Raw genomic sequence first — 20,742 nt, forward strand, 5'->3', positions numbered from 1 at the left:
GTACTGACCGCGACCGGGACGGAACGTCTCAGTAGGGGCTGAGAGGTGTCCACTCAGCGGTGTGATTCGATCTTGATGATCGGATCTCCGCTCGGATCGGCGATGATGGTGGCCGTCGTGGTATCCGCCTCGAACTGGAGCGTCATCTTGAGGTTGTGTTCCTGAAAGAGTCCGTCGAGTGCGTCCGTATTGATGTCGTTACTGATGAGCCACTTCTGATCGATCACGTCCTCGTCGTGAGCCTTTGCGATCGCCGTTACGACCGCCGTGCTCAACTGTTCGACCTCGTCCGGCTCGTAGTAGAACTCCCGCGTGTTACCCATCCGTACGGGTTGGATTCGAACCGAAAGTAGTTTTTCACGAGATTCGATGATAGTCGTCATATTCGACACGACTCGGGGACGACGGTCCACGGGGTGAGAGATCCGCCGCAACCGTGCGATGGTCTTTCCGGGCCGGCTATTCCCCGGCCGCTGCCGCCTCCGATCCGGCCCGGATCCCGTCGCGGTAGCGGGCGACGATCGCGACCGTCGCGATCGCGGCGAGCACGGCGAAGGCACCGACGAGCGTGAACGTCCCGCGGTAGCCGCTCGACTCGATGAGCGCGCCGAAGAGCGGCGGCGCGACCGTGTTCCCGATCATGATCCCGATCGTCACGACCGCGAAGTTGCGCCCGATGTCGCTTCGCGCCGACAGCAGGTCGGCGAGTTTGTCCCGGGCGGGCAGGCCGAGGCTGCCGAGGCTCCCGGCCAGCACGCCGATCCCGACCGCGACGAGCGGCGGAGCGGCCATCGACGCCAGCGCGAAGACGGCGACGCCGACGAGCAGGTAGGCGCCCGCGAGGATCCCGCCGGGCCGGAACCGGTCGGCCAACACCCCGCCGGCGATGATCAGTGCCGCACCCGAGACGAACATCGCCGTCAGCGAGAGGCTCGCGACCCCCGAGGCGACGCCGTACCCGTCCTCTAAGAACACCACGAGATACGAGGAGACGCCCCAGAACGCGGTCGAGGCGAGAAGCGCGATCACTCCCAGCCCGAGGATCGGCCGCGACGCCCCGAGCGCGCGGATCTCCTCGCGCACGCGGGCCAGACGGGAGGTCGCCTCCGTGCGCGCGTCGTCGGCGTCGACGTCCCCGGTGTTCGGCCGCGTCACCTCGTCGCTCACGTGTCTGGCGAGCACGTAGCAGGCGATCGCGCCGTAGACGGCACCGACGACGGCGATGAGGCCGAACGCGTGCCGCCACGTCGCGCCGGGCAGCGACGTGACGCCGAGGATGACCACGGGCGGCGCCGCGAACCCGAGGTTCCCGGCGAAGCCGTGGGCGCTGTAGGCCTTCCCGCGGAACTCGGCGCTGCTCGCGTCCGAGAGCAGCGGGAAGTGCGCCGGGTGGTGGCCGGCGATGCCCGCGCCCAGCACCGCCTGCCCGACGAGGAGGACCTCGAAGGTCGGCGCGATCGCCAGGATCCCCGCGCCGAACGCGCCGACCCCGAGACAGAGCGCCAGCGTAACCACGCGGTCGTAGTTGTCGGAGAGGTAGCCGTACGGCAGCTGTAAGGCGGTGTTGACGAACGCCTGGACGCCCATCGCGACCCCCAACGCGCCGAGTCCCACGTCGAAGTCGGCGGCCAGCGTCGCCAGGATCGGCGGGAACAACACGAGATACAGGTGGTTCACGACGTGCGACCCGCTCACGAGTCCGACCACGAGGGCGGTCTCACGCGGCACGGAATCGAACCCGAGGCGTTCGAACATCTATCGGTCCATCGCGAGATCCGGGGAAAACGGTGTGTCAATCGGCCGGCGTTGCCGAGGAGTGGCCCCGTCGGCTACGGACCTCTCACTCGAGGTCGAAGCGGTCGAGCTTCATTACCTTGCTCCACGCGTCGGCGAAGTCCCGAACGAACTGCTCCTCGCCGTCCTCGGCAGCGTAGACCTCGGATACGGCGCGGAGACGGGAGTTCGACCCGAAGATCAGGTCGAGCCGGGTCGCGGTCCAGTCGACCTCGCCGGTCTCGGGGTCGCGGAGCTCGAAGACCTCCTCGTCCTCGTCGACGGGCACCCAGTCGCGGTCGAAGTCGAGCAGGTTGACGAAGAAGTCGTTCGTCAGCGTCTCCGGCTCGTCGGTGAACACGCCGCGGTCGGAGCCGTCGTAGTTCGCGTCGAGGACGCGCATGCCGCCGACGAGCACCGTCAGCTCGGGGACGGTCAGCTTCAGCAGTTCGGCCGTATCGACCATCTCGTGTTCCGGCTCGTGCGGGAGGTCCTCACCGAAGTAGTTGCGGACGCCGTCGACCTCCGGTTCGAGCGCCTCGAAGGACTCCGCGTCCGTCTGCTCCTGCGTCGCGTCGACGCGGCCCGGCTCGAACGGGACGTCGACGTCGTGGCCGGCGGCCGCGGCGGCCTGCTCGACCGCGAGGTTGCCGCCGAGGACGATCAGGTCGGCGAGCGACACCCGCACGTCGTCGTCGCGCGAGTCGTTGAACGCGGCCTGGATCTCCTCGTAGGTCTCCAGCACGGACGCCAGCCCGTCGGGGTCGTTGACCTCCCAGCTCCGCTGGGGCTCGAGGCGGATCCGCGCGCCGTTCGCGCCGCCGCGCTTGTCGCTGTGGCGGAACGTGGACGCGGACGCCCACGCCGTCTCCACCCGCTCGGAGATCGAGAGGTCGGAGTCGGCGATCCGTTCCTCGAGGTCGGCGATCGCCGCCGCGTCGACGACGTCGTAGTCGGCGTCGGGAAGCGGGTCCTGCCAGAGCATCGTCTCCTCGGGGACCTCGGGGCCGAGGAACCGTTCCGGCGGGCCCATGTCTCGGTGGATGAGCTTGTACCACGCCCGCGCGAACGACTCCTGGAACTCGTCGGGGTCGTCGCGGAACTCCTCCAAGACCGCCCGGAAGTCGGGGTCGTGTTTCAGCGCGACGTCCGTCGTCAGCATCATCACGTCCTCCTTGTCCGCGGGGTCCTGAACGCCGGGGGCGGCGTCGTCGAGCTCGTCGTTCTTCGTGGTCCACTGCCACGCGCCGCCGGGACCCTTCTCGGGCTCCCACTCGTAGCTGAGCAGGTTGTTGACGTAGCTCAGGTCCCACGAGGTCGGCGTGGCGTTCCACGGTCCCTCGATCCCGCTGGTGATCGTGTCGGGGCCCTTCCCCTCGCCGAACTCGTTGTCCCAGCCGAGTCCCTGGAGGTCGATCGGGGCGTCCTCGGGCTCCGGGCCGAGGTTGTCGCCGGAGTCGGCGCCGTGGACCTTGCCGAAGGTGTGACCGCCGGCGATGAGCGCGACCGTCTCCTTGTCGTCCATCGCCATGTGGCTGAAGGTGTCGCGGATGTTCGACGCGGACCCCTCCAGGTCCGGCTCGCCGTTCGGCCCCTCCGGGTTCACGTAGATGAGGCCCATGACGGTGTTTCCGAGGGCGTCGTCGAGGCGGCCGTCCTCCTCGAAGCGCTCCGACGAGGTCATCTCCCAGTCGTCCTCGGGACCCCAGTCGACGGCGTCGTCGGGCTTGAATTCGTCCTCGCGGCCGCCGGCGAAACCGAACGTCTCGAAGCCCATCGACTCGAGGGCGACGTTCCCGGTGAGAACGATCAGGTCGGCCCACGAGAGCTTGCGACCGTACTTCCGTTTGACCGGCCAGAGCAGTCGTCGCGCCTTGTCGAGGTTGACGTTGTCCGGCCAGCTGTTGAGCGGCGGGAGTCGCTGTCGTCCGCCGGCCGCGCCGCCGCGGCCGTCGTGCGTTCGGTACGTGCCGGCGCTGTGCCACGCCATCCGGATGAAGAGCGGCCCGTAGTGGCCGTAGTCGGCCGGCCACCAGTCCTGTGACGTCGTCATTACCTCCTCGATGTCCGCCTTCACCGCGTCGAGGTCGAGTTCCTCGAACGCCTCGGCGTAATCGAACTCCTCGTCAAGCGGTCCGGGGTTGCCGGCGTGCTCGTCGAGGAGGTCCAGGTCCAACTGGTTCGGCCACCAGTCCCGATCGGCGCCCGGCATTATCGAGCGACCTCCGTTCGGTTCTCGTCGTCGAACGCGGACGCTCCGGAGTTCGTCGTCACGGGGCGATCCGACGCGAGGACGTCGGAGGCACCCGTCTCATAGGTGAAGTATTCAGACATTCGGCTTCACGTTAACGTTCTCGAGCACAAATAAAAAAGTGGCTACTGTCCGGGCAGACGTTCGGCAATGACAATCTCCTTTCCGTATTTATGAACTTTCGTTCGAATATCCTAAAACACGGACCGGGTCAGCGTCTCGTGGGTACGTACCGACACGAATCGGCCGGGGCGGTGAGAGGTTCCGTGTGGTCGTGAGGGGGTCACGGAGCCACGGCCGTTCCCGCGCCATAAGTTATGGAGTGGTTCTCTCGTTTCACGACAGGTGTCATGTCTTGGGCACACCAAAGAATTATGTCGATCTGGTTCGTATGCCCACGTGGATCATGAGTAGGTACTACGACTACGTCCTCGGACTGATCCCGGCCGCCCTGATCGGCGTGACTGCCTTCTTGAATCTGGTCGGACTGTCGTTGACGGCGGCCGTTCCCGTGGGCGCGGGCATCGCGCTGGCGCTTATGGGCCACGCGATGTTCGTGCGGGCACCCCTCGGCGACGCGACCCGGGCCGCGACCCGCTCCCCCTCCGGTACGGCCTCCCCGTCCGATACCGGACCCCTCGCCGGGTCGGGTTCCGACTGATCGCCGCCGTCCTGTATCGTTTAGTTGCTCCCGCCCCACGGGTGGGACATGACCGACACGCTGTTTCTCACGAGCGCAGACGTCGACGACCTCGCCGAGCCGGCCGACTACGTCGCGGCCGTCCGGGAGGGGTACCGGGAGATCGGCGACGGCGCGCCGGCCGAGCCGCGGACGAGACTCGGCAGCGAGGACCCGCCGGGCATGCTCACGACCTACGTCGCGCTCCTTCCCGAGACGGGCGCGATGGGCGGGTACACCTACTCCGCCGGCTTCGGCGCGGGCGACGCGTGGTTCATGACGCCGCTCTTCGACGCGGACTCCGGCGAGCCGCTCGCGCTGATCGACGGCGCGTCGATGAACCCGTTCAAGACGGGCGCGGCGGGCGCGGTCGCCGTCGACGCGCTCGCCCGCGAGGACGCGACCGAGGTCGCCGTGATCGGAAGCGGGTCGCAGGCGCGCGGACAGCTCCGCGCGGCCGCGACGGTCCGCCCGTTCGAGGCGGTCCGGGTCTTCTCGCCGACGGCCGAGAACCGCGAGTCGTTCGCGGCGGAGTTCGACGACCGGCTCGACGCCGACGTGCGCGCGGTCGCGAGCGCGAGCGAGGCGCTCGCGGACGCGGACGTGGTGATCACGGCGACGACCGCGAGCGACCCGGTGATCGCCGACGCCGACGTGGAGCCCGGCACGCACGTCACCGCGATGGGCCAGTACGCCCCGGGGAAGAACGAGCTCCCGCCCGAACTGGTCGCGCGGGCGACGTACGTCCCCGACCTCCGGGACCGAGCGACGCGCGACGCCGGCTCGTTCCTCGCGGCGGTCGAGGCGGGACTCGTCGACGAGGACGGCGTCGCGGCCGAACTCGGCGACGTCGTCGCCGGAACTCATCCGGGGCGGACGGGAGACGAGGAGGTGACCGTCTTCGACTCCGGCGGGACGGGGATCGAGACGGCCGCGGCCGCCCACATGCTCTACGAGCGCGCACGCGAGGCGGGGCGCGGGGAGACGATCGAGTTCGCGCCCGCGAGTGAGGCGCTCACCGGGAAGTAGCGGCGTCCCCTCATCGCCGCCGGCTTCGACGCCGGACCGGCTCGCCGTGGACGGCGCGGTAGGCGGTCGGGAACGCGGCGAGCCCGAGGACCTGGACGACTCCGCCGCCGAGGAACGCGAGCGGGAGCGGGCCGGAAACCGCCGTCGTGGTCGCGGCGACGCCGAGGGTGGCGAGCAGGTAGAGCGCCGAGAAGTACGCGACCCGGAGCGGCACGCTCTTCACCTCGCCGAGCCGCGGCCACTCGCCGGCGTCGACGGCGCGGGTGCGGAACAGCGCCAGCGCGGGCGACCCGAGGACGACGGCACCGATGCCCGCGGTCGGCAGCGCGTCGGGGTACGCGGACTGGAAGACGAGCCCGAGGACCAGCGCGGGCGACGCGAGGACCGTCAGCTCGATCCCGGCGAAGAAGAGCCGCTCGGTCCAGTAGCTCGCGCCCTCCTTCGTGTCCGTGTAGTGCCTCTCGTCGTAGCCGCGCGGTTCGTCGCTCTCACGCGATTCGTCGCTCATCGGGACCCTCCGAGAGGGCGCTCATCGATGGAAGTCACTGGAGCCGATACCGGAGGATGGCGGCGATGCCGCCGAGGTTCGAGAGCTGTTCGCCGGGAGCGAACTCCGCCGAGAAGACGACGACGTCGCCGCCCTGTCGCTCGACCGATTCGATCACGTCGTTGACGTCTATTTCCCAGTCGCCCTCGCCCTGCCGTTCGGTCCGGAGCCGCTCGTCGACGACGAGCAGGGTCTCGACCGCGCCGAACTCGGCGGCCTCCGCCACGTCCTCGGGACCGTAGGTGGCCTTCGCGCCCGTCGCGATGTTCTCCGTGAGGTCGTCGATGAGGTTCGCCTCCCGGGAGATCCGCGTCTCCTTTTGTACCTCGTCGACCGCGCCGCGTTTGAGCACCTCGTGGACGCCCCGGTCGCCCGCCGCCGAGGTGTCGACGACGCTGATGCTGTCGGAGAGATCGCGGTACTCCTCCGTGATGTAGTCGTGGGCGTCGTTCTTCGTGAACCCCGGTCCCGCGAGGATCACTGCGTCGGCGTCGAGGTGTGAGAGCGCCTCCGCGAGTTCGGCGAACAGCTCCTCGCGCGGCCGGGAGAACTCCCCTTTGCCGGTCGGTTTCGTGAAGGAGGCGTACTCCTCGGTGCCGTACTGCTGGACCGTGTGGACGTACGCCGCGCCCTCCTCGACGGTCGCGATGGCGACGTCGGGGTTCTCCGCGGCCTCCGTCGCCTCCTCCAGCCGCTCGGTCTGGTCGGGCATGAAGTGCTTCTCGACCGTGATCTCGTCGTGCTCCTCGACGTTTATCGTGTGATGGGCGTTGAGCTGGTCCTCTCTGGAGCAGGCGACGATGACGCCCGAGACCCGGAGCCGGTTGGCGAAGCGCGCGAACTCGACGTCGTCGACCTCCAGCGTCACGAAGACGTGCTCGCGCTGGCCGCCCGTGTCCCGCATCTGGTCGTCGTTCCGCTGGATCCGTCGGGTGGTGTCGCCCTCGACGAGGTCGCCCGGTTCGAGGACGTGCGCCAGGTGCCAGAGGTCGTCGACGTTCTCGGGGACGAGCGTGAGCCGTTCCCGGCCCTCCTCGCCGTAGCCCCGCTCGGAGATTCGCATACCCCGGATTCGATCGGGACGGTATCAACTCTTGGCTTCCGTCCTCGGCGGAGCGCCCGCGGGACCGCGCCGACGGCGCCCGGTCACGTCCCCCAGTCGAACTCGTCGACCGCGTCGGCGTCCGTGAGGTCGTCGCCGTCGCGGTCGGCTGCGTCGTTGCGGTCGCCACCTTCGCCGTCGGCGGCACCCTCGACGAGTGCGTCGAGGTCGACCGTACCGACCTCCTCTGGGACCGCAGTCGGGAGTTCGCCGGGAACGGTCCGGCCGGTCTGAACCGCCGGGTCGGCCTCCGAGCGGACGGAACTGTCCCGCGACGACGAGCCGACGGACGCGGCGTTCGATCCGTTCGAGGTGCCGGAGCCGATGGGAGCGGCGTCCTCGGCGGCGACCCCGTCGTCGGCTTCGGTGGCGACGCCCTCGTCATCGGCGACGCCCTCGTCGTCGAGGGGGAGGGACGATCGGACGCGCTCGATCGCGTCTCCCGCTCCGAGGCCGTACAGCGTGTGGACGACGACGCGGGCCGCGAAGACGCCGCCGATCCCGACGAGAAGGGGCACGAACGGCCCCGCGAGGACGTACCCCGTGAGCAGCGTGACCATCGCCAGCGACCACGCGACCGCGTACTCCCCGGAGAGCGCGACGCGACCGACCGCGGCCGGTCGCAGCCCGTCACGGAGTCGACCTCCCGCGGCGAGCGCGGCGAGCGCGGCCGGCCTGACGTACGCGAAGGCGACGAGGTACGCGAGCGAGACGACGGCAACGAACGCGCCGACGATCCCGTAGACCGGTGTGGCGGGCGGGACCGACGCGTCGACGTCCGGAGTGCCCCCCGGGTCGGTTCCGGCGACCGACTCCGCGAGCGGTGCCGGGTTCACCCGGCCGAACTCGACGAACGCGCCGGCGACCGCGACGGCGGCCAGCCCGACGACGAGCGGGAGGAGATACGCGGCGGTGAGCAGCGCGGACGCGACGCCGTCCCGGTAGAGCCGCCCCCAGCGAACGAACGGCGGCGCCCTCGGAGCGGCGTCCGTCGTGGACTCGGCGTCGTCCGTCGCCTCGATCCCCACGGCGAGCACCCGGAGGAAGTACCCGCGGGTGACGAGCGCCGGCGCGAGCGCGAGGGGCGCGGCCACGACGAGGGGGGGTGCGGCGAGCGTCCCGATCAGCCAAAGCGGCGTGATCACCCACGCGAGAAGCGTCAACACCGTCCCGATGATCAGCGTCCCGGCCGCGTCCTCGGAACGAAGCGGCGTCGAGAGCGCGGCCCGGAGCATACGCGGTTCTCCGTCGGAAGGAGTATAAATTGTGCCGGAGACCGCCGGATCGATCGCCGAGACGCGGGAGCGAGCACCTCGACGGACGCGTCGACCGGGGGAGTCCCGTCTGTAAGACGGATGACTGAAACATCGTTCACCGAGCGTTTATGCCCCGCGATGGAGTACGAGACGTTGGCCGCACGGGACAATCGTGTGCCTCTGACAGAGCCGATACGGCCGTCGTAACGACGGCCCCCGCCAGCGGCTTTCCGATGGACGTCCCGTCCGACTCGATCCCGGAGCGGCGCGCCGGTACCGATTTATCCCGTCCCGCTCACCGTCCGGTATGAGTGACGACGAGCCGACGAGCGGGGTCGAACCGACGCTCCGGAGCTACGGCATAAGCGTCGAGTCGATCGACGTCGGCGACCCCCTGGAGGTGACGTACATGACCGCGTTTCCCGGGCGCGAGGTCCACCGCCGCGAGATCGGCAGAGCGCTCAACGCGCTCATCGACCGCGCGGAGGCGGACGCGTGGGATCCGGTTCGCGTCGAGGCGACCGTGGTCCGGTCGCCGGGCGACCCCCTCGGGACGTGGGCTGCCGAGCCCGTCTGGTTCGAGAGGCTCCTCGCGGACGACCTGACCGAGACCGAGTTCTCGACGCGCGTCCTCCAGACCCTCTCCCACGTCGACGCCGACGACGGTGACCGTGACGAACCGGGGGGCGCCGACCCCGAGGACGAGGGAACCGCGGGGGACCGGACGCCGTGACCCGACGCGACCCCGTGAACCGCGCCCAGCGGCGGCTCGCTCGGCCGCCGCGCGAGCGCTTCTCGACGCGCGATCTCGCGTTCGACGTCGACGGGGAGACCTGTCGAGGGACGCTGTACCTCCCGAGCGGCGACGACGACGCGCCGGCGATCGTCATGGCTCCGGGCCTCGGTGCCGAGCGGAGCTTCGGCTACCCGGCGATCGCCGAGCGGTTCGCCGACGCCGGCTACGCCGCGTTCACCTTCGATTACCGCGGGTTCGGCGACTCCGAGGGCGACTCCCAGCTGGTCCATCCCGGTCGCCAGCGAGCCGATTACGCGGACGCGCTCGATCGGCTCAAACGCGTCGACGCGGTCGGGCGGGACCGGGTCCTCTGGGGCGCGTCGCTGTCGGCGGGACACGTCCTGACGCTGGCCGCCGAGCGTCGGGACGTCGACGCCGTCGTCGCGGTGACGCCCGTGCTCGACGTCCGGTCGATCGTCACCGCCCGCGGCGGCAAGTACCTCGCCCGCGCGGGCCTCGCGGGCCTCCGCGACCTGCTCGGCCACCGGATCGGTCGCGGCCGGACCGTCCCGATCGTCGGCGGGACGGAGGAGCTCGCGGCGGTCACGGAGCCGGGAACGAAACGCGGCTACCTCGACCTCGTCGACCGGGAGTCGTCCTGGCGGAACGAGACGCCCGCTCGGTCGCACCTCCGGCTCGTCAACTACCGGCCGGGCGAGCGGCTCGCGGAGATCGGCGTCCCGACGCTGCTTCTGGCAGGCACCGACGACCCGATCGTCCCGGTCGATTCGGTTCGCGAGGCCGCCGAGGACCTCCGGCGCGGCACCCTCGTCTCGATGCCCGCCGACCACTTCTCCCCGTTCGGGGCGGACTTCGAGCCGGCGGTCGGCCACCAGCTCTCGTTCCTCCGGGACGCGTTCGACGGGTAGACGGAAGAGGCAGCGGGCGGGTACGCCATTTATGCCGCCGAGCCGCGTACCACCGGGCATGACCGTCGTCGCCCTGTTGAGCGTCGCACCGGTGATCGAGGGGAGCATGGCCGAGGAGGTCGCGGAGGCGGTGGCCGCCCTCGACGACTTCGACGTGAGCTACGAGACGAACCCGATGGGGACCACCATCGAGGCCGACGACGTCGACACGCTGCTCGACGCCGTCGGGGCCGCCCACCGGGCGGTCGACGGCGACCGCGTCTCCACGTTCCTGAAGATCGACGACAAACGGACCGTCGAGACCACGGCCGACCGGAAGGTCGAGGCCGTCGAGGAGCACCTCGGACGCGAGGCGAGACGGAAGCGGTGAGGTCGATCCGGCCGGATCACAGCGGTCGACGCGCGGCTCTGCCCGCGTCGCCGCGTCCCTGCCCGTCGTCGACGAGGGCGGACCGAACACACCAGCGGCAGTAGCGGTACCCCGTCCGATTTCTCGCGCCGCAGTTCCCGCAGACGACCGTCTCGTCGTCGACCTCGAGCGGCGGCGGGTCGTCGATCTCCCCCTCCGTATCGGTCGATCGAGGGGCGCCAGCGGACGAGCGGCCGTCGCTCGACGCGTCGTCGCCATCGGTGCGGGGGTCTCGAGCCGTCCGCCTGGCGAGTACCGCGTCGAACCCGGTGTGATCGTCGACCGCTGTCGGTCCCTCCGCATCGGGTGTGTCGGGCGCGTCGGGCGCGTTACCGGGTCCGCGGTTCCGGCGGGCGAGCGTCCACGCGACCGCCACGTTGATCAGGAGCATCCCCGCCAGCAGCGCGGCGAGCAGTGCCACCGACATGTGCGTAACGTTAGCACTCGACGCTAATATGTTCGACGGTCGGATCGGCCGCGTCCCCGACACACTTAGTGGTCCGCGTCGAAGGGTCGACCGCATGCCGGACATCATCCACACGAACGCGGCCCCGGAAGCGGTCGGCGCGTACAGCCAGGCGACGACGAACGGCGACCTCGTGTTCACGGCCGGACAGATCCCGTTGACGCCGGAGGGCGACCTCCTCGACGACGAGCCGATCGCCGAGCAGACCGAACAGGCGCTCGACAACCTGCTTGCGGTCTTGGCGGAGGCCGGCGCGGAGCCGGAGGACGTGCTCAAGACGACCGTCTTCCTCGGCGACATCGACGACTTCGAGGAGATGAACGAGGTGTACGCCGACTACTTCGACCGCGCGCCGCCGGCGCGGTCGGCGGTCCAGGCCGGCGCGCTCCCGAAGGGCGTCGGCGTCGAGATCGAGGCGGTCGCGAGCGTGGAGTGAGATGAGCGGGGGCGACGGGGAGCGCGGCCGCGACGCGACCGCCGCCTCCGCTCCCGACGACGCGGCCGCTACAGGCGCTCCCGCCACGAGGCGGAACCGGCTGCGCTCGGCTGCGCTGTGGGGGGCCGTCGGCGGGTTCGCGTTCCTCGTCGCCGCACAGGGGTACCTGCTCGTCGGCGGATCGTTCCCCTTCGGCTACGCGTGGCTGTTCGGACTGGCCGCGGTCGTCGCGGGCGGCGTCCTCGCGGTGGCGTACCTCGCGGAACACCGGATCGCTCGACGGGGGGCGAAAAGAAGGACTTAACAGTCCCACCGAATTACCTTCGAACGAGCCAGGATGGCCGAGTGGTAAGGCGCACGCCTGGAAAGCGTGTTCCCTTCCGGGATCGGGGGTTCAAATCCCTCTCCTGGCGCTTTTGCTGTCGCAATAACGAACGAGGAGCAGAGCGACGAGTGAGTTCCGCGACGACGAAAAGCACCACCGGATTCGAACCAGGGAGTGGATCGAGTGAAACGACCGTGGTTCGCGTCTCTCGACGTTTCCTTCGCCGAGCGACGCCGATGGGGTTTCAATGGACCTACATAACCTTCATATGTATGGGTAGTGTTGACACGGGTGACGATGCCAGACACGAAATCGGGACGCGAACGGAAGGGGAGAGGGAAGCGCCAGCAGCTCGAGAACCACCTCGCCCGACGGGAGCTCGAGGCCGACGAGGAACCGCCGGAGCCGACGCTGGAGCCGGTCGACTCGGAGTATCTCGACGAACCCGGCGAGCCGGCCGCCGAGTAGCCGTCCCGACGGTCCGGCCGAACGATCCGCTCTTTTCTACTCGTCGAGGATCGCCGCGACCTCGCTCAGCCCCGCTTCCGGGTCGTCCGTGACCGCGTGCCGGAGCGCCTCGCCGATCGCCGACCGATCGCGATACCACACCTCCGTCGGCGGATCCAGGACCCCGTTCTCGGCCATGAACCGGATCGCCGGTGCGTACGGTTCGTACGGCGACGCGGCGGCGTCCAGCGAGAACGGGTCGCCGTTCATCGTGGGGAGCTGGCCGTTCTCGACGAGCAACGAGCCGACGGCCGACGACCTGAACCCCCTGGCGACCGCGAGCGCCTCGCCGAGCAGTTCCGTGTTGGGGTTGACGACGACGTACTGGCCGTACAGGGCCGTCCGCGATCCCACCGCCCCCGTGGGCATCGGCATCACGCCGAGGGCCTCGGAGTCGATCCGGTCCTGACGGCCGACCGCCACGGAGAGCGGGAGCAGGGCGGCGACAGCGCCCCCGTCGAGGAACCGTGTCATGGTCTCGCCGAACCCGAACTCGAGCACCGCCTCGGAGGACGTCCGTTCGACCGGCGGGTCCGCTCGATCCCCACCGAGGGCGAGGTCGTGGAGGACGTTCGCCGCCCGGACACCCGGGGTGTCCGCGATCGTCACCTCGGCGTCGTTCGCCGGTGCCGTCTCCGTGGTCTCGTAGTAGGACCCGCCGAACCCGGCCAACACGCCCGTGAACGTCGACGGGAACCGCGACGGCCGGCCGCTCCAGACGAACCCGGCGTCCCGCCGGACGGTGGCGACCATCCGCGACCAGTCGGCCCAGGTCGGCGGCTCGGTCATCCATCCCTCGTCGTCGAACCCGGCCTCCCGGAACCGCGGCCGCCGGTAGACGACCGCCTGTGGCATGAACGAGTACGGCAGCGCGTGGACCGCGCCGTCTCCGGGGTGACGTGCCGCGGTGTCGAGCGCGGGGAAGGTCCCGTCCAGCACCTCCCCGATCCGGTGGCGGTTCGCGTGTCGGGAGAGCGGCTCGGTCGCCCCCGCGGAAAAGAGCCTCCCGAGCTCCCAGCCGTTGACGACGAACACGTCCGGTTTCGGGTCCCCAGCGTCGACGCGATCGACGAACTCCTCGAGCCGTCCGTCGCCGGCGGAGTTCGACCGGACCTCCACGTCGACCGCGTCGGGAACGTCCGAGTCGGCGATCGCCTCCGGAAGCCCCTCCAGCCACTGGTAGTACCGGACGTCCACGGTGACGGTCCCTCCCGTGACCTCGGCGTCGGCGTCCCCCTCATCGGGGCCCACGAGGTCGTCGTCGACGTCGCCGACCGCGACCGCTCCCTTCATCCCGACCGCCTCGTGGGGGACACAGAGGTAGTTGAAGACGTCCTCGCCCGCGTCCTCGAAGGTGTGCTCGAAGGTGTACCCCGCCTCGTTCACCGTCTCGCCGTTGTCGAACGTCTCGTCGGTGGCGACCACGTTGTGCGCGCCGCCCCGGCCGGTCCACTCCCACACCACGGTCGTCCCGGGGTCGATCAGGACCGCGGCCGGGGCGAACCGGAGCCCGTTCTCGCCCGCGCCGACCTCGACGACGACCACGTCCCGCCCGCGGTAATCGTACGTCCCGTCGTAGTTCTCGACGCCGTCCAGCCACCCGTCGTACGGGTCGGCCGGGGAACCGGTTCCGCCGTCGGATCCGGAACCCCCGGTCGAGGCCGTCCCACCGCTCGGGGTCGCGTCGATCTGACCGTTCCGCTCCATCGCGACGAGACCGCCCAAGCCGACGCCGGCGAGCGCGAACGCGCCGACGCCGTATTTGAGGAACGACCGTCTGGAGCCGCCGGCGTCATCCGCGTCGCCGGCTTCGCTGCCTCCGGGCGTCCCGTCGCCGGACGGATCGCCACCCTTCCCGGACGTGTCGGCGGCAGCCGCCTCGTCGGCCGTGGCGGCCGCCGTTCCCGCCGCGGCCGCCCCGCCGGTCGTCCTCCCGTCGTCCTCCGTCCCGTCGTCTCCCGCCCCGGCGTCGTCGTCCTCAGTCGCGGCCCCGTCGTCTCCGGGTTCCTCGGGCGTCGGCGCGACGGTCGCGGCGAGCGCGTCCGCCTCGCGGTCCCCCGTGTCGACCGTCGGAACGGCGTCGAGGAGGTCCCGACCCAGCGGGTACGTCGTCGCGTACCGGTCCGCCGGGTCGCTCTCGGTCGCGCGGCGGATCGGCCGCACGGCACCCTCCGGGAGGTCCGCCGAGAGTCCGTCGACGTCGATCCCGCCGCGGATCGCGGCGGCCAGCGCCGCCGGGTCGTCGGCGTCGACGTTCGGGAACGGCGACCCGTCTCCGAGCGCCGCGGCGGCGAGCGCGCCGATCCGATAGACGTCGGTCCGCTTCGAGGCGTGGTCGCCCTCGAGCTGTTCGGGCGCGGTGTAGGGCGTCGTCGGGGGGTCCTCGACGAGCCGGCTGAGCCCCCAGTCGTCGACGACCGCGACGGGTCCGTCGGCGTCGACGCGGAAGGAGAGACAGTCGGGGTGGAGCGCGAGGTGACACGGCGTGGAGCCGTACCGGGAGTAGGTACGGAGGACCTCACACACGTCGAAGAGCAGCTCGGCCCGCGTCCGCGGGTCACACGCCCGCGCGGTCTCGAGGGTGGTTCCGGTCGCCCACGCCTCGAGCTCGTCGGGGACGTACTCGACGGCGACCCAGGGCCGCGGGTCGGTCCCCCAGTCGCGCAGTCCGCGGACGGTCCGGCGCTCGTCGACGGTGGCCCACTGGCGGGCGAGCGCGTCGAACCGGTCGAACCGGTCGCTCGGAACCTTCCCGGTCGGCGTCCTGATCGCGACGGGATTCCCCTCCTCGTCCGTCCCATGGTACGTCGTCCACCGCGGCGTCCTCCCGACGCGATCGCCGACCGACCACGTTCCGTTTCGGCCCTCGACGGGCCCCTCGAACCCATCCATACGCCGTCGTTTTCGGTGCCCCCTAATAACGGGTGCCCATCGATCTCACGACTGATACGCGAGTCTGATATAAAGCGGCCTCCTCGGGACCCCGACCGACCGCGAAAAACCATGCGATTAGTCAACACTATTCTCGGTCCGAAGTCGCTTCGTCGGGGAGTTTTGAGAGTCGGCGTCTCGCTTCCCTCGCCCGCTCCGAGAGACACGGTTGCGATGGGTTTATATAGAATCACAATCAATCAAACGCTGTATGAGCCAGCGAATGCAGCAGGGTCAGCCGATGATCATCATGGGCGACGACGCCCAGCGCGTCAAGGACAAGGACGCACAGGAGTACAACATCTCCGCGGCGCGCGGCGTCGCCGAGTCCGTACGCTCGACGCTCGGACCGAAGGGAATGGACAAGATGCTCGTCGACTCGATGGGAGACGTCACCATCACGAACGACGGCGTCACCATCCTGCAGACGATGGACATCGACAACCCGACCGCCGAGATGATCGTCGAGGTCGCCGAGACCCAGGAGGACGAGGCCGGCGACGGAACGACGAGCGCGGTCGCCATCGCGGGCGAACTGTTGAAGAACGCCGAGGACCTCCTCGAGCAGGACATCCACCCCACCGCGGTGATCAAGGGGTTCAACCTCGCGAGCGAGCACGCCCGCGAGCAGGTCGACGAGATCGCCACGGCCGTCGACGCCGACGACACGGAGACGCTGAAGAACGTCGCCGAGACGTCGATGACGGGCAAGGGCGCGGAGCTCGAGAAGGACGTCCTCGCGGACCTCGTCGTCCGCGCGATCCAGGAGGTCACCGTCGAGGCCGAGGACGGCTCGCACGTCGTCGACCTCCAGAACCTGAACATCGAGACGCGGACCGGGCGCTCGGCCGGCGAGTCCCGGCTGCTCTCCGGCGCGGTCGTCGACAAGGACCCGGTCCACGACGACATGCCCACCGACTTCGAGGAGGCGAACGTCCTGCTCCTCAACGAGGCCATCGAGGTCGAGGAGGCGGACGTCGACACCTCGGTCAACGTCGACTCGCCCGACCAGCTCCAGAAGTTCCTCGACCAGGAGGAGGAACAGCTCCGCGAGAAGGTCGACCGGATCGTCGAGAGCGGCGCGGACGTCGTCTTCTGTCAGAAGGGGATCGACGACCTCGCCCAGCACTACCTCGCGAAGGAGGGAATCCTCGCGGTCCGTCGGACGAAGAAGTCCGACATGAAGTTCCTGAAGAACGTCCTCGACACGACGATCGTCACCGACATCGACTCGCTGTCGGCAGACGACGTCGCGGTCGGCTCGGTCACTCGTGACGCCGAGGAGGAACTGTTCTACGTCGAGGGCGAGAACCCCCACGGCGCGACGCTCCTGCTTTACGGCTCGACCGAGCACGTCGTCGACGAGCTCGAGCGCGGGATCAACGACGCGATCGACGTGGTCGCGACGACCGTCTCCGACGGTCGGACGCTCCCCGGCGGCGGCGCGATCGAGGTCGAACTCGCGAGTCGGCTCCGTGACTTCGCCGACTCCGTCTCCGGACGCGAGCAGCTCGCCGTCGAGGCGTTCGCCGACTCCCTCGAGTTGATCCCCCGCGTCCTCGCCGAGAACGCCGGGCTCGACTCCATCGACCTCCTGGTCGACCTCCGTGCGGCCCACGAGTCGGGCGACGAGAACGCCGGCCTCAACGTCTTCACCGGCGAGGTCGAGGACACCTTCGAGGCGGGCGTCGTCGAGACGGCCCACGCCAAGGAGCAGGCGATCTCCTCGGCCGCCGAGGCCGCGAACCTCGTGCTCAAGATCGACGACATCATCGCGGCCGGCGACCTCTCCACCTCCGGCGGCGACGACGAGGGCGGCGCCGGCGGCATGGGAGGCATGGGCGGCATGGGTGGCATGGGCGGCGCGATGTGAGCTCCGGCAGGTAAGACTCACACGGATCCCGTCCACCACCGACCGCCGAACCGCGCCAGTCGAACGACGCTCCGACCCACTTCTCGCCGTTTCGATTTTCGATGTTTCACCGACCGATACCGCCAGCGTCGCCTCCGCGTCACCACGCGTCCGATCCCCCTTCCGATTCGAATCGAGCAGTCGAACCGTTTCACGCCGTCGTGCCGTTTCGTACGGCCGTTTCGTGTGAGCGCTTCGCGTGACCGTTTCGATCCGCCGTCCGCCGCGGAGGGAGACCGTTACAGCTCGTGATAATCGGTTCCGAAACGTCTTGTGTCGGCGGTGTGACCTCCGGACAATGGCTGGATCGACGGACGTCTCCGTACTCTACGTCAACGACGATCCCGAACTCCTCCGATTGGTCGCTCGACGGCTCGAACGCGAGGACGATCGGATCGTCGTTCGGACCGCCGAGTCGGTCGACGCGGCGGAGGAGGTCCGCTCGCGTCACGGCGTCGACTGTATCGTGAGCGACCACCACATGCCGGGCCGGACCGGGCTCGAATACCTCCGATCGGTCCGCGAGAACGACGACGGGATCCCGTTCCTCCTCTTCACCGAGACGGGCGACGAGGAGGTCGCCAGCGAGGCCATCTCCGTCGGCGTCACCGACTACGTCATCCACCGGGCGATCGGCGACCCCTCCCCGCTTCTGGCGCAGAAGATCCGCTCGGCCGTCGAACACGAACGGACGCAACGACGGATGGACCGAACGGCCCGACAGCTCCGGTCGGTCGCCGAGGCGACCAACGACGCGCTGTGGATCTTCTCGGCGGACTGGGGGGAGCTCCACTTCATCAACTCCGCGTACGAGAGCGTCTTCGGGCAGCCGGCCGCGGAGCTCCGAGCGGAGCCGCAGTCGTTCCTCGATCGGGTACACGACGAGGACGTCGACCGCGTCGAGCGAGCGATGGCTCGTGCCTCGAACGGGGAGCACGTCCGGATCGAGTACCGCGTGAACAAGTCCGCGGAGCTCCAGTCGTGGGTCGAGTCGCGGTGTACTCCGGTCGTCGACGACGGAGGCGAAACCGAGTTCATCAGCGGATTCAGTCGGGAGATAACCGACCGGAAGTACTACGAGGCGAGTCTCGTCGAGAAGAACGAGCAGCTGGAGCGGTTCGCGTCGACGGTCGCACACGACCTGCGGAACCCCCTGAACGTCGCCGACGGGAACGTCGATCTCGCGAGGGAGGACGACGACAGCCCCTACCTCGAGACCAGCGCCCGGGCGCTCGCGCAGATGGACGACCTCATCGACGACCTCCTCACGCTCGCGAAGCAGGGGACGGCGATCGACGACCGGTCGCCGGTCGGGTTCGAGTCGCTGGTCCGTTCCTCGATCGAGGACCTGCTGTTACCGGAAGCGACCCTCGAGATCGTCGGGTCCGGGACGCTCCGCTGTGACCCGGACCGGACGGCCGAGGCGTTTGGGAACCTCTTCCGTAACGCCCTCGACCACGGCGGCGAGTCGGTGACCGTCACCGTGGGCGTGCTCGAGGCCGGGAACGGCTTCTACGTCGAGGACGACGGGCCGGGGATCGCCCCGTCCGAACGCGAGACCGTCTTCGAGCGGGGCCACACCACCTCCGAGCACGGCAGCGGCCTCGGCCTCGCGATCGTCGACCGGATCGTCACGGCACACGGCTGGGAGATAGAGATCGCGGAGGGGACCGACGGCGGCGCGCGTTTCGAGGTCATCGGTCCCGACCTCGATCCGACCGAAGCCGCCGACCCGAAGCCGGCCGGACCCGGGGCGTAGCCGGTCGTCCCCCTCTCCGTCCCTCGGTAGCGACGCTTCAGCAAGGATAAGTACCCCTCCGGCAAGAGTTGCGATATGCAGACGCTGCTCCTCAACGGCGAGGACGTCGACGAGAACGCGCGGATGGACCGCGTCATCGAGGCGGTCGAGGGCGCGTTCGCCGCCTACGAGCGCGGCGACGCCCAGATGCCGCCGAAATCGTACATCGACCTCCCCGAGTACAACGGCGACTTCCGGTCGATGCCCGCGTACATGGACGCGGGCGACTGGGACGCGGCCGGGATCAAGTGGGTGAACGTCCACACGGACAACCCCGCCGACCACGACCTCCCGACCGTGATGGGGACGATGATCTACTCGGACCCGGAGACCGCGTTCCCGCTCGCGATCATGGACGGGACCGAACTCACGATGAAGCGGACGGGCGCGGCCGCCGCGGTCGCCACCGACCACCTCGCGGTCCCGGACGCGTCCTCGATGGGGATCGTCGGGGCGGGCGTCCAGGCGTACACCCAACTCGAGGCGATCGCCGCGGTCCGAGACATCGAGGAGGTCGTCGTGAGCGACCTCGACGAGGAGCGCGTGGCCGACTTCATCGACGCCTTCGAGGACCGATTCGACGTGCGCGCGGGCTCGATCGGCGAGGCCGGCCACTGCGACGTGCTCTCGACGGTGACTCCCGTCGAGACCCCGATCGTCGGCGCCGACGACGTGGGCGAACACACCCACGTCAACGCGATGGGCGCCGACGCCGAGGGGAAACACGAGCTGGCCGACGAACTGCTTTCCGACGCGACGATCGTCATCGACGACCACGCGCAGTGTACCCACTCCGGGGAGATCAACGTCCCGTACGCCGCCGGCGTCCTCGGCGACGACGACATCTACGGCGAGATCGGCGAGATCGTCGTCGGGAACCGGCCCGGGCGCGCGGGTGTCAGGGGAACGGGCGACGAGGGCGTGACCGGCGTCACCGTCTTCGACTCGACCGGCCTCGCGATCCAGGACGTCGCGGCCGCCCGCGTCGTCTACGAGGAGGCCGACGACAACGACAACGGCTACCCGTTCGACCTGCTCGGGCTGGCGGAGTAGGGCGGAGTAGGACGGGCACACGGCGCCTCGACCGGCACCGACGCCGCGTCCTCGGCCGCGTTACTTTATACCGTCGCGCCCCAGCCACGGGTATGCGACTCGTCAGCGTCGCGGCGGTGGCGGAAAACGGCGTGATCGGGAACGACGGCGAGGTCCCGTGGCCGCACATCGAGGCGGACGTCCGCCAGTACCGCGAGCGCGTCGCGGACTCCCCCGTCATTCTCGGGCGGCGCACCTTCGACTCGATGCGCGACGACCTCCCCGGCAGCCGCCAGATCGTCGTGAGCCGAAGCGTGGAGTCGGTGGACGTGGCGACCGCCGTCGTCGCCGACGGGGTCGAGGCGGCGATCGAGACGGCCCGCGGGATCGTCGAGAGCGGGGAATTCGCGGACGACGCCGTCTACGTCCTCGGCGGCGGCACGATATATGAACTGTTCCAGCCGCACGTCGACGGGATGGTGCTCAGCCACGTCGACGGGAGTTACGAGGGCGACACGCGGTTCCCCGAGTGGGAGGAGTCGGAGTGGGACGTGCTCGTGGAGACCGACTACGACCGGTTCACGCTCCGGGAGTGGCGCAGGCGACCCGCGAGGGACTGACCCG

At 69.6% G+C, this 20,742-nt stretch carries 20 protein-coding genes and 1 tRNA gene; 13 read left to right on the top strand and 8 right to left on the bottom strand.

What is annotated here, in order from left to right:
• Window positions 1-53 precede the first annotated feature (53 nt).
• The 3 genes from F3H10_RS05955 to katG form a co-directional block, all read right to left on the bottom strand.
• Window positions 54-383 carry a HalOD1 output domain-containing protein gene (locus tag F3H10_RS05955; RefSeq protein WP_223174224.1) on the bottom strand — a complete coding sequence of 110 codons (330 nt, stop codon included), beginning with the start codon at window positions 381-383 and terminating at the stop codon, window positions 54-56.
• A 76-nt stretch (window positions 384-459) separates the two neighbouring features.
• Window positions 460-1,755, bottom strand: coding sequence for an MFS transporter (locus F3H10_RS05960; protein WP_149783891.1), 1,296 nt, complete (start codon window positions 1,753-1,755; stop codon window positions 460-462).
• A gap of 85 nt (window positions 1,756-1,840) precedes the next feature.
• Window positions 1,841-3,985, bottom strand: coding sequence for a catalase/peroxidase HPI (gene katG / locus F3H10_RS05965; protein WP_149783892.1), 2,145 nt, complete (start codon window positions 3,983-3,985; stop codon window positions 1,841-1,843).
• Between the two features lie 445 nt (window positions 3,986-4,430).
• Here katG and F3H10_RS05970 point away from each other — a divergent pair, with 445 nt between their 5' ends.
• Both F3H10_RS05970 and F3H10_RS05975 read left to right on the top strand, forming a co-directional pair.
• Window positions 4,431-4,685, top strand: a complete 255-nt coding sequence (locus tag F3H10_RS05970; protein ID WP_149783893.1) for a hypothetical protein — start codon at window positions 4,431-4,433, stop codon at window positions 4,683-4,685.
• 48 nt (window positions 4,686-4,733) lie between these two features.
• Window positions 4,734-5,732 (top strand): ornithine cyclodeaminase family protein, encoded by a 999-nt coding sequence (locus tag F3H10_RS05975; protein WP_149783894.1) that lies wholly within the window; start codon window positions 4,734-4,736, stop codon window positions 5,730-5,732.
• Window positions 5,733-5,742: 10 nt separating this feature from the next.
• Here F3H10_RS05975 and F3H10_RS05980 read toward each other — a convergent pair whose 3' ends face one another.
• The 3 genes from F3H10_RS05980 to F3H10_RS05990 all read right to left on the bottom strand — a co-directional run bounded on the left by F3H10_RS05980 (window position 5,743) and on the right by F3H10_RS05990 (window position 8,616).
• Window positions 5,743-6,240: a hypothetical protein gene (locus tag F3H10_RS05980; RefSeq protein WP_223174225.1), complete on the bottom strand. Its 498-nt coding sequence runs from the start codon at window positions 6,238-6,240 to the stop codon at window positions 5,743-5,745.
• Window positions 6,241-6,274: 34 nt separating this feature from the next.
• Window positions 6,275-7,342, bottom strand: a complete 1,068-nt coding sequence (locus tag F3H10_RS05985) for an mRNA surveillance protein pelota (protein ID WP_149783895.1) — start codon at window positions 7,340-7,342, stop codon at window positions 6,275-6,277.
• An 83-nt stretch (window positions 7,343-7,425) separates the two neighbouring features.
• Window positions 7,426-8,616 (bottom strand): DUF4013 domain-containing protein, encoded by a 1,191-nt coding sequence (locus tag F3H10_RS05990; RefSeq protein WP_149783896.1) that lies wholly within the window; start codon window positions 8,614-8,616, stop codon window positions 7,426-7,428.
• A gap of 328 nt (window positions 8,617-8,944) precedes the next feature.
• Between F3H10_RS05990 and F3H10_RS05995 the strand changes: the two genes are divergently transcribed.
• The 3 genes from F3H10_RS05995 to F3H10_RS06005 are packed head-to-tail and all read left to right on the top strand — an operon-like array spanning window position 8,945 to window position 10,672.
• Complete coding sequence (locus tag F3H10_RS05995; RefSeq protein ID WP_149783897.1) at window positions 8,945-9,370, top strand: hypothetical protein; 426 nt, start codon at window positions 8,945-8,947, stop codon at window positions 9,368-9,370.
• Window positions 9,367-10,302, top strand: a complete 936-nt coding sequence (locus tag F3H10_RS06000) for an alpha/beta hydrolase (protein ID WP_149783898.1) — start codon at window positions 9,367-9,369, stop codon at window positions 10,300-10,302. Before F3H10_RS05995 ends, F3H10_RS06000 begins: the two co-directional genes overlap by 4 nt.
• A gap of 58 nt (window positions 10,303-10,360) precedes the next feature.
• Entirely contained in the window at window positions 10,361-10,672 is a 312-nt protein-coding gene (locus tag F3H10_RS06005; RefSeq protein WP_149783899.1) for an MTH1187 family thiamine-binding protein, read from the top strand.
• 16 nt (window positions 10,673-10,688) lie between these two features.
• Here the strand turns inward: F3H10_RS06005 and F3H10_RS06010 are convergent, their stop codons facing one another.
• Window positions 10,689-11,138 (bottom strand): DUF7577 domain-containing protein, encoded by a 450-nt coding sequence (locus F3H10_RS06010; protein ID WP_149783900.1) that lies wholly within the window; start codon window positions 11,136-11,138, stop codon window positions 10,689-10,691.
• Window positions 11,139-11,232: 94 nt separating this feature from the next.
• On the opposite strand from F3H10_RS06010, the gene F3H10_RS06015 reads away from it, so the two are divergent.
• From F3H10_RS06015 to F3H10_RS15990, 4 genes are all read left to right on the top strand, one after another.
• Entirely contained in the window at window positions 11,233-11,613 is a 381-nt protein-coding gene (locus F3H10_RS06015; protein WP_149783901.1) for a Rid family detoxifying hydrolase, read from the top strand.
• A 1-nt stretch (window position 11,614) separates the two neighbouring features.
• Complete coding sequence (locus F3H10_RS06020) at window positions 11,615-11,917, top strand: hypothetical protein (protein ID WP_149783902.1); 303 nt, start codon at window positions 11,615-11,617, stop codon at window positions 11,915-11,917.
• Window positions 11,918-11,944: 27 nt separating this feature from the next.
• Window positions 11,945-12,026 (top strand) — tRNA-Ser (locus F3H10_RS06025).
• Between the two features lie 209 nt (window positions 12,027-12,235).
• Window positions 12,236-12,406, top strand: a complete 171-nt coding sequence (locus F3H10_RS15990; RefSeq protein WP_188127880.1) for a hypothetical protein — start codon at window positions 12,236-12,238, stop codon at window positions 12,404-12,406.
• Window positions 12,407-12,442: 36 nt separating this feature from the next.
• Here the strand turns inward: F3H10_RS15990 and F3H10_RS16285 are convergent, their stop codons facing one another.
• A complete protein-coding gene (locus tag F3H10_RS16285; RefSeq protein ID WP_223174226.1) occupies window positions 12,443-15,337 on the bottom strand; it encodes a halocyanin domain-containing protein in 2,895 nt (964 codons plus the stop codon).
• Window positions 15,338-15,599: 262 nt separating this feature from the next.
• On the opposite strand from F3H10_RS16285, the gene thsB reads away from it, so the two are divergent.
• From thsB to F3H10_RS06050, 4 genes are all read left to right on the top strand, one after another.
• On the top strand, window positions 15,600-17,249 hold the full coding sequence (gene thsB / locus F3H10_RS06035; RefSeq protein WP_149784046.1) for a thermosome subunit beta: 1,650 nt from the start codon (window positions 15,600-15,602) through the stop codon (window positions 17,247-17,249).
• A 337-nt stretch (window positions 17,250-17,586) separates the two neighbouring features.
• Window positions 17,587-19,047 (top strand): ATP-binding response regulator, encoded by a 1,461-nt coding sequence (locus F3H10_RS06040; protein WP_149783903.1) that lies wholly within the window; start codon window positions 17,587-17,589, stop codon window positions 19,045-19,047.
• 75 nt (window positions 19,048-19,122) lie between these two features.
• Complete coding sequence (locus F3H10_RS06045) at window positions 19,123-20,139, top strand: ornithine cyclodeaminase family protein (protein WP_149783904.1); 1,017 nt, start codon at window positions 19,123-19,125, stop codon at window positions 20,137-20,139.
• Between the two features lie 92 nt (window positions 20,140-20,231).
• Complete coding sequence (locus F3H10_RS06050) at window positions 20,232-20,738, top strand: dihydrofolate reductase (RefSeq protein ID WP_149783905.1); 507 nt, start codon at window positions 20,232-20,234, stop codon at window positions 20,736-20,738.
• Window positions 20,739-20,742: the final 4 nt, after the last annotated feature.

Origin of the sequence: Halorubrum aquaticum, from assembly GCF_900113615.1 — an archaeon.
In the GTDB taxonomy this organism is placed as follows: Archaea; Halobacteriota; Halobacteria; order Halobacteriales; family Haloferacaceae; genus Halorubrum; species Halorubrum aquaticum.

Coding starts and splice junctions, on each gene's coding strand:
- F3H10_RS05955 (WP_223174224.1), bottom strand. CDS start 383: ATGACGACTATCATCGAATCTCGTGAAAAACTACTTTCGGTTCGAATC.
- F3H10_RS05960 (WP_149783891.1), bottom strand. CDS start 1,755: ATGTTCGAACGCCTCGGGTTCGATTCCGTGCCGCGTGAGACCGCCCTC.
- katG (WP_149783892.1), bottom strand. CDS start 3,985: ATGCCGGGCGCCGATCGGGACTGGTGGCCGAACCAGTTGGACCTGGAC.
- F3H10_RS05970 (WP_149783893.1), top strand. CDS start 4,431: ATGAGTAGGTACTACGACTACGTCCTCGGACTGATCCCGGCCGCCCTG.
- F3H10_RS05975 (WP_149783894.1), top strand. CDS start 4,734: ATGACCGACACGCTGTTTCTCACGAGCGCAGACGTCGACGACCTCGCC.
- F3H10_RS05980 (WP_223174225.1), bottom strand. CDS start 6,240: ATGAGCGACGAATCGCGTGAGAGCGACGAACCGCGCGGCTACGACGAG.
- F3H10_RS05985 (WP_149783895.1), bottom strand. CDS start 7,342: ATGCGAATCTCCGAGCGGGGCTACGGCGAGGAGGGCCGGGAACGGCTC.
- F3H10_RS05990 (WP_149783896.1), bottom strand. CDS start 8,616: ATGCTCCGGGCCGCGCTCTCGACGCCGCTTCGTTCCGAGGACGCGGCC.
- F3H10_RS05995 (WP_149783897.1), top strand. CDS start 8,945: ATGAGTGACGACGAGCCGACGAGCGGGGTCGAACCGACGCTCCGGAGC.
- F3H10_RS06005 (WP_149783899.1), top strand. CDS start 10,361: ATGACCGTCGTCGCCCTGTTGAGCGTCGCACCGGTGATCGAGGGGAGC.
- F3H10_RS06010 (WP_149783900.1), bottom strand. CDS start 11,138: ATGTCGGTGGCACTGCTCGCCGCGCTGCTGGCGGGGATGCTCCTGATC.
- F3H10_RS06015 (WP_149783901.1), top strand. CDS start 11,233: ATGCCGGACATCATCCACACGAACGCGGCCCCGGAAGCGGTCGGCGCG.
- F3H10_RS06020 (WP_149783902.1), top strand. CDS start 11,615: ATGAGCGGGGGCGACGGGGAGCGCGGCCGCGACGCGACCGCCGCCTCC.
- F3H10_RS15990 (WP_188127880.1), top strand. CDS start 12,236: ATGCCAGACACGAAATCGGGACGCGAACGGAAGGGGAGAGGGAAGCGC.
- F3H10_RS16285 (WP_223174226.1), bottom strand. CDS start 15,337: ATGGATGGGTTCGAGGGGCCCGTCGAGGGCCGAAACGGAACGTGGTCG.
- thsB (WP_149784046.1), top strand. CDS start 15,600: ATGCAGCAGGGTCAGCCGATGATCATCATGGGCGACGACGCCCAGCGC.
- F3H10_RS06040 (WP_149783903.1), top strand. CDS start 17,587: ATGGCTGGATCGACGGACGTCTCCGTACTCTACGTCAACGACGATCCC.
- F3H10_RS06045 (WP_149783904.1), top strand. CDS start 19,123: ATGCAGACGCTGCTCCTCAACGGCGAGGACGTCGACGAGAACGCGCGG.
- F3H10_RS06050 (WP_149783905.1), top strand. CDS start 20,232: ATGCGACTCGTCAGCGTCGCGGCGGTGGCGGAAAACGGCGTGATCGGG.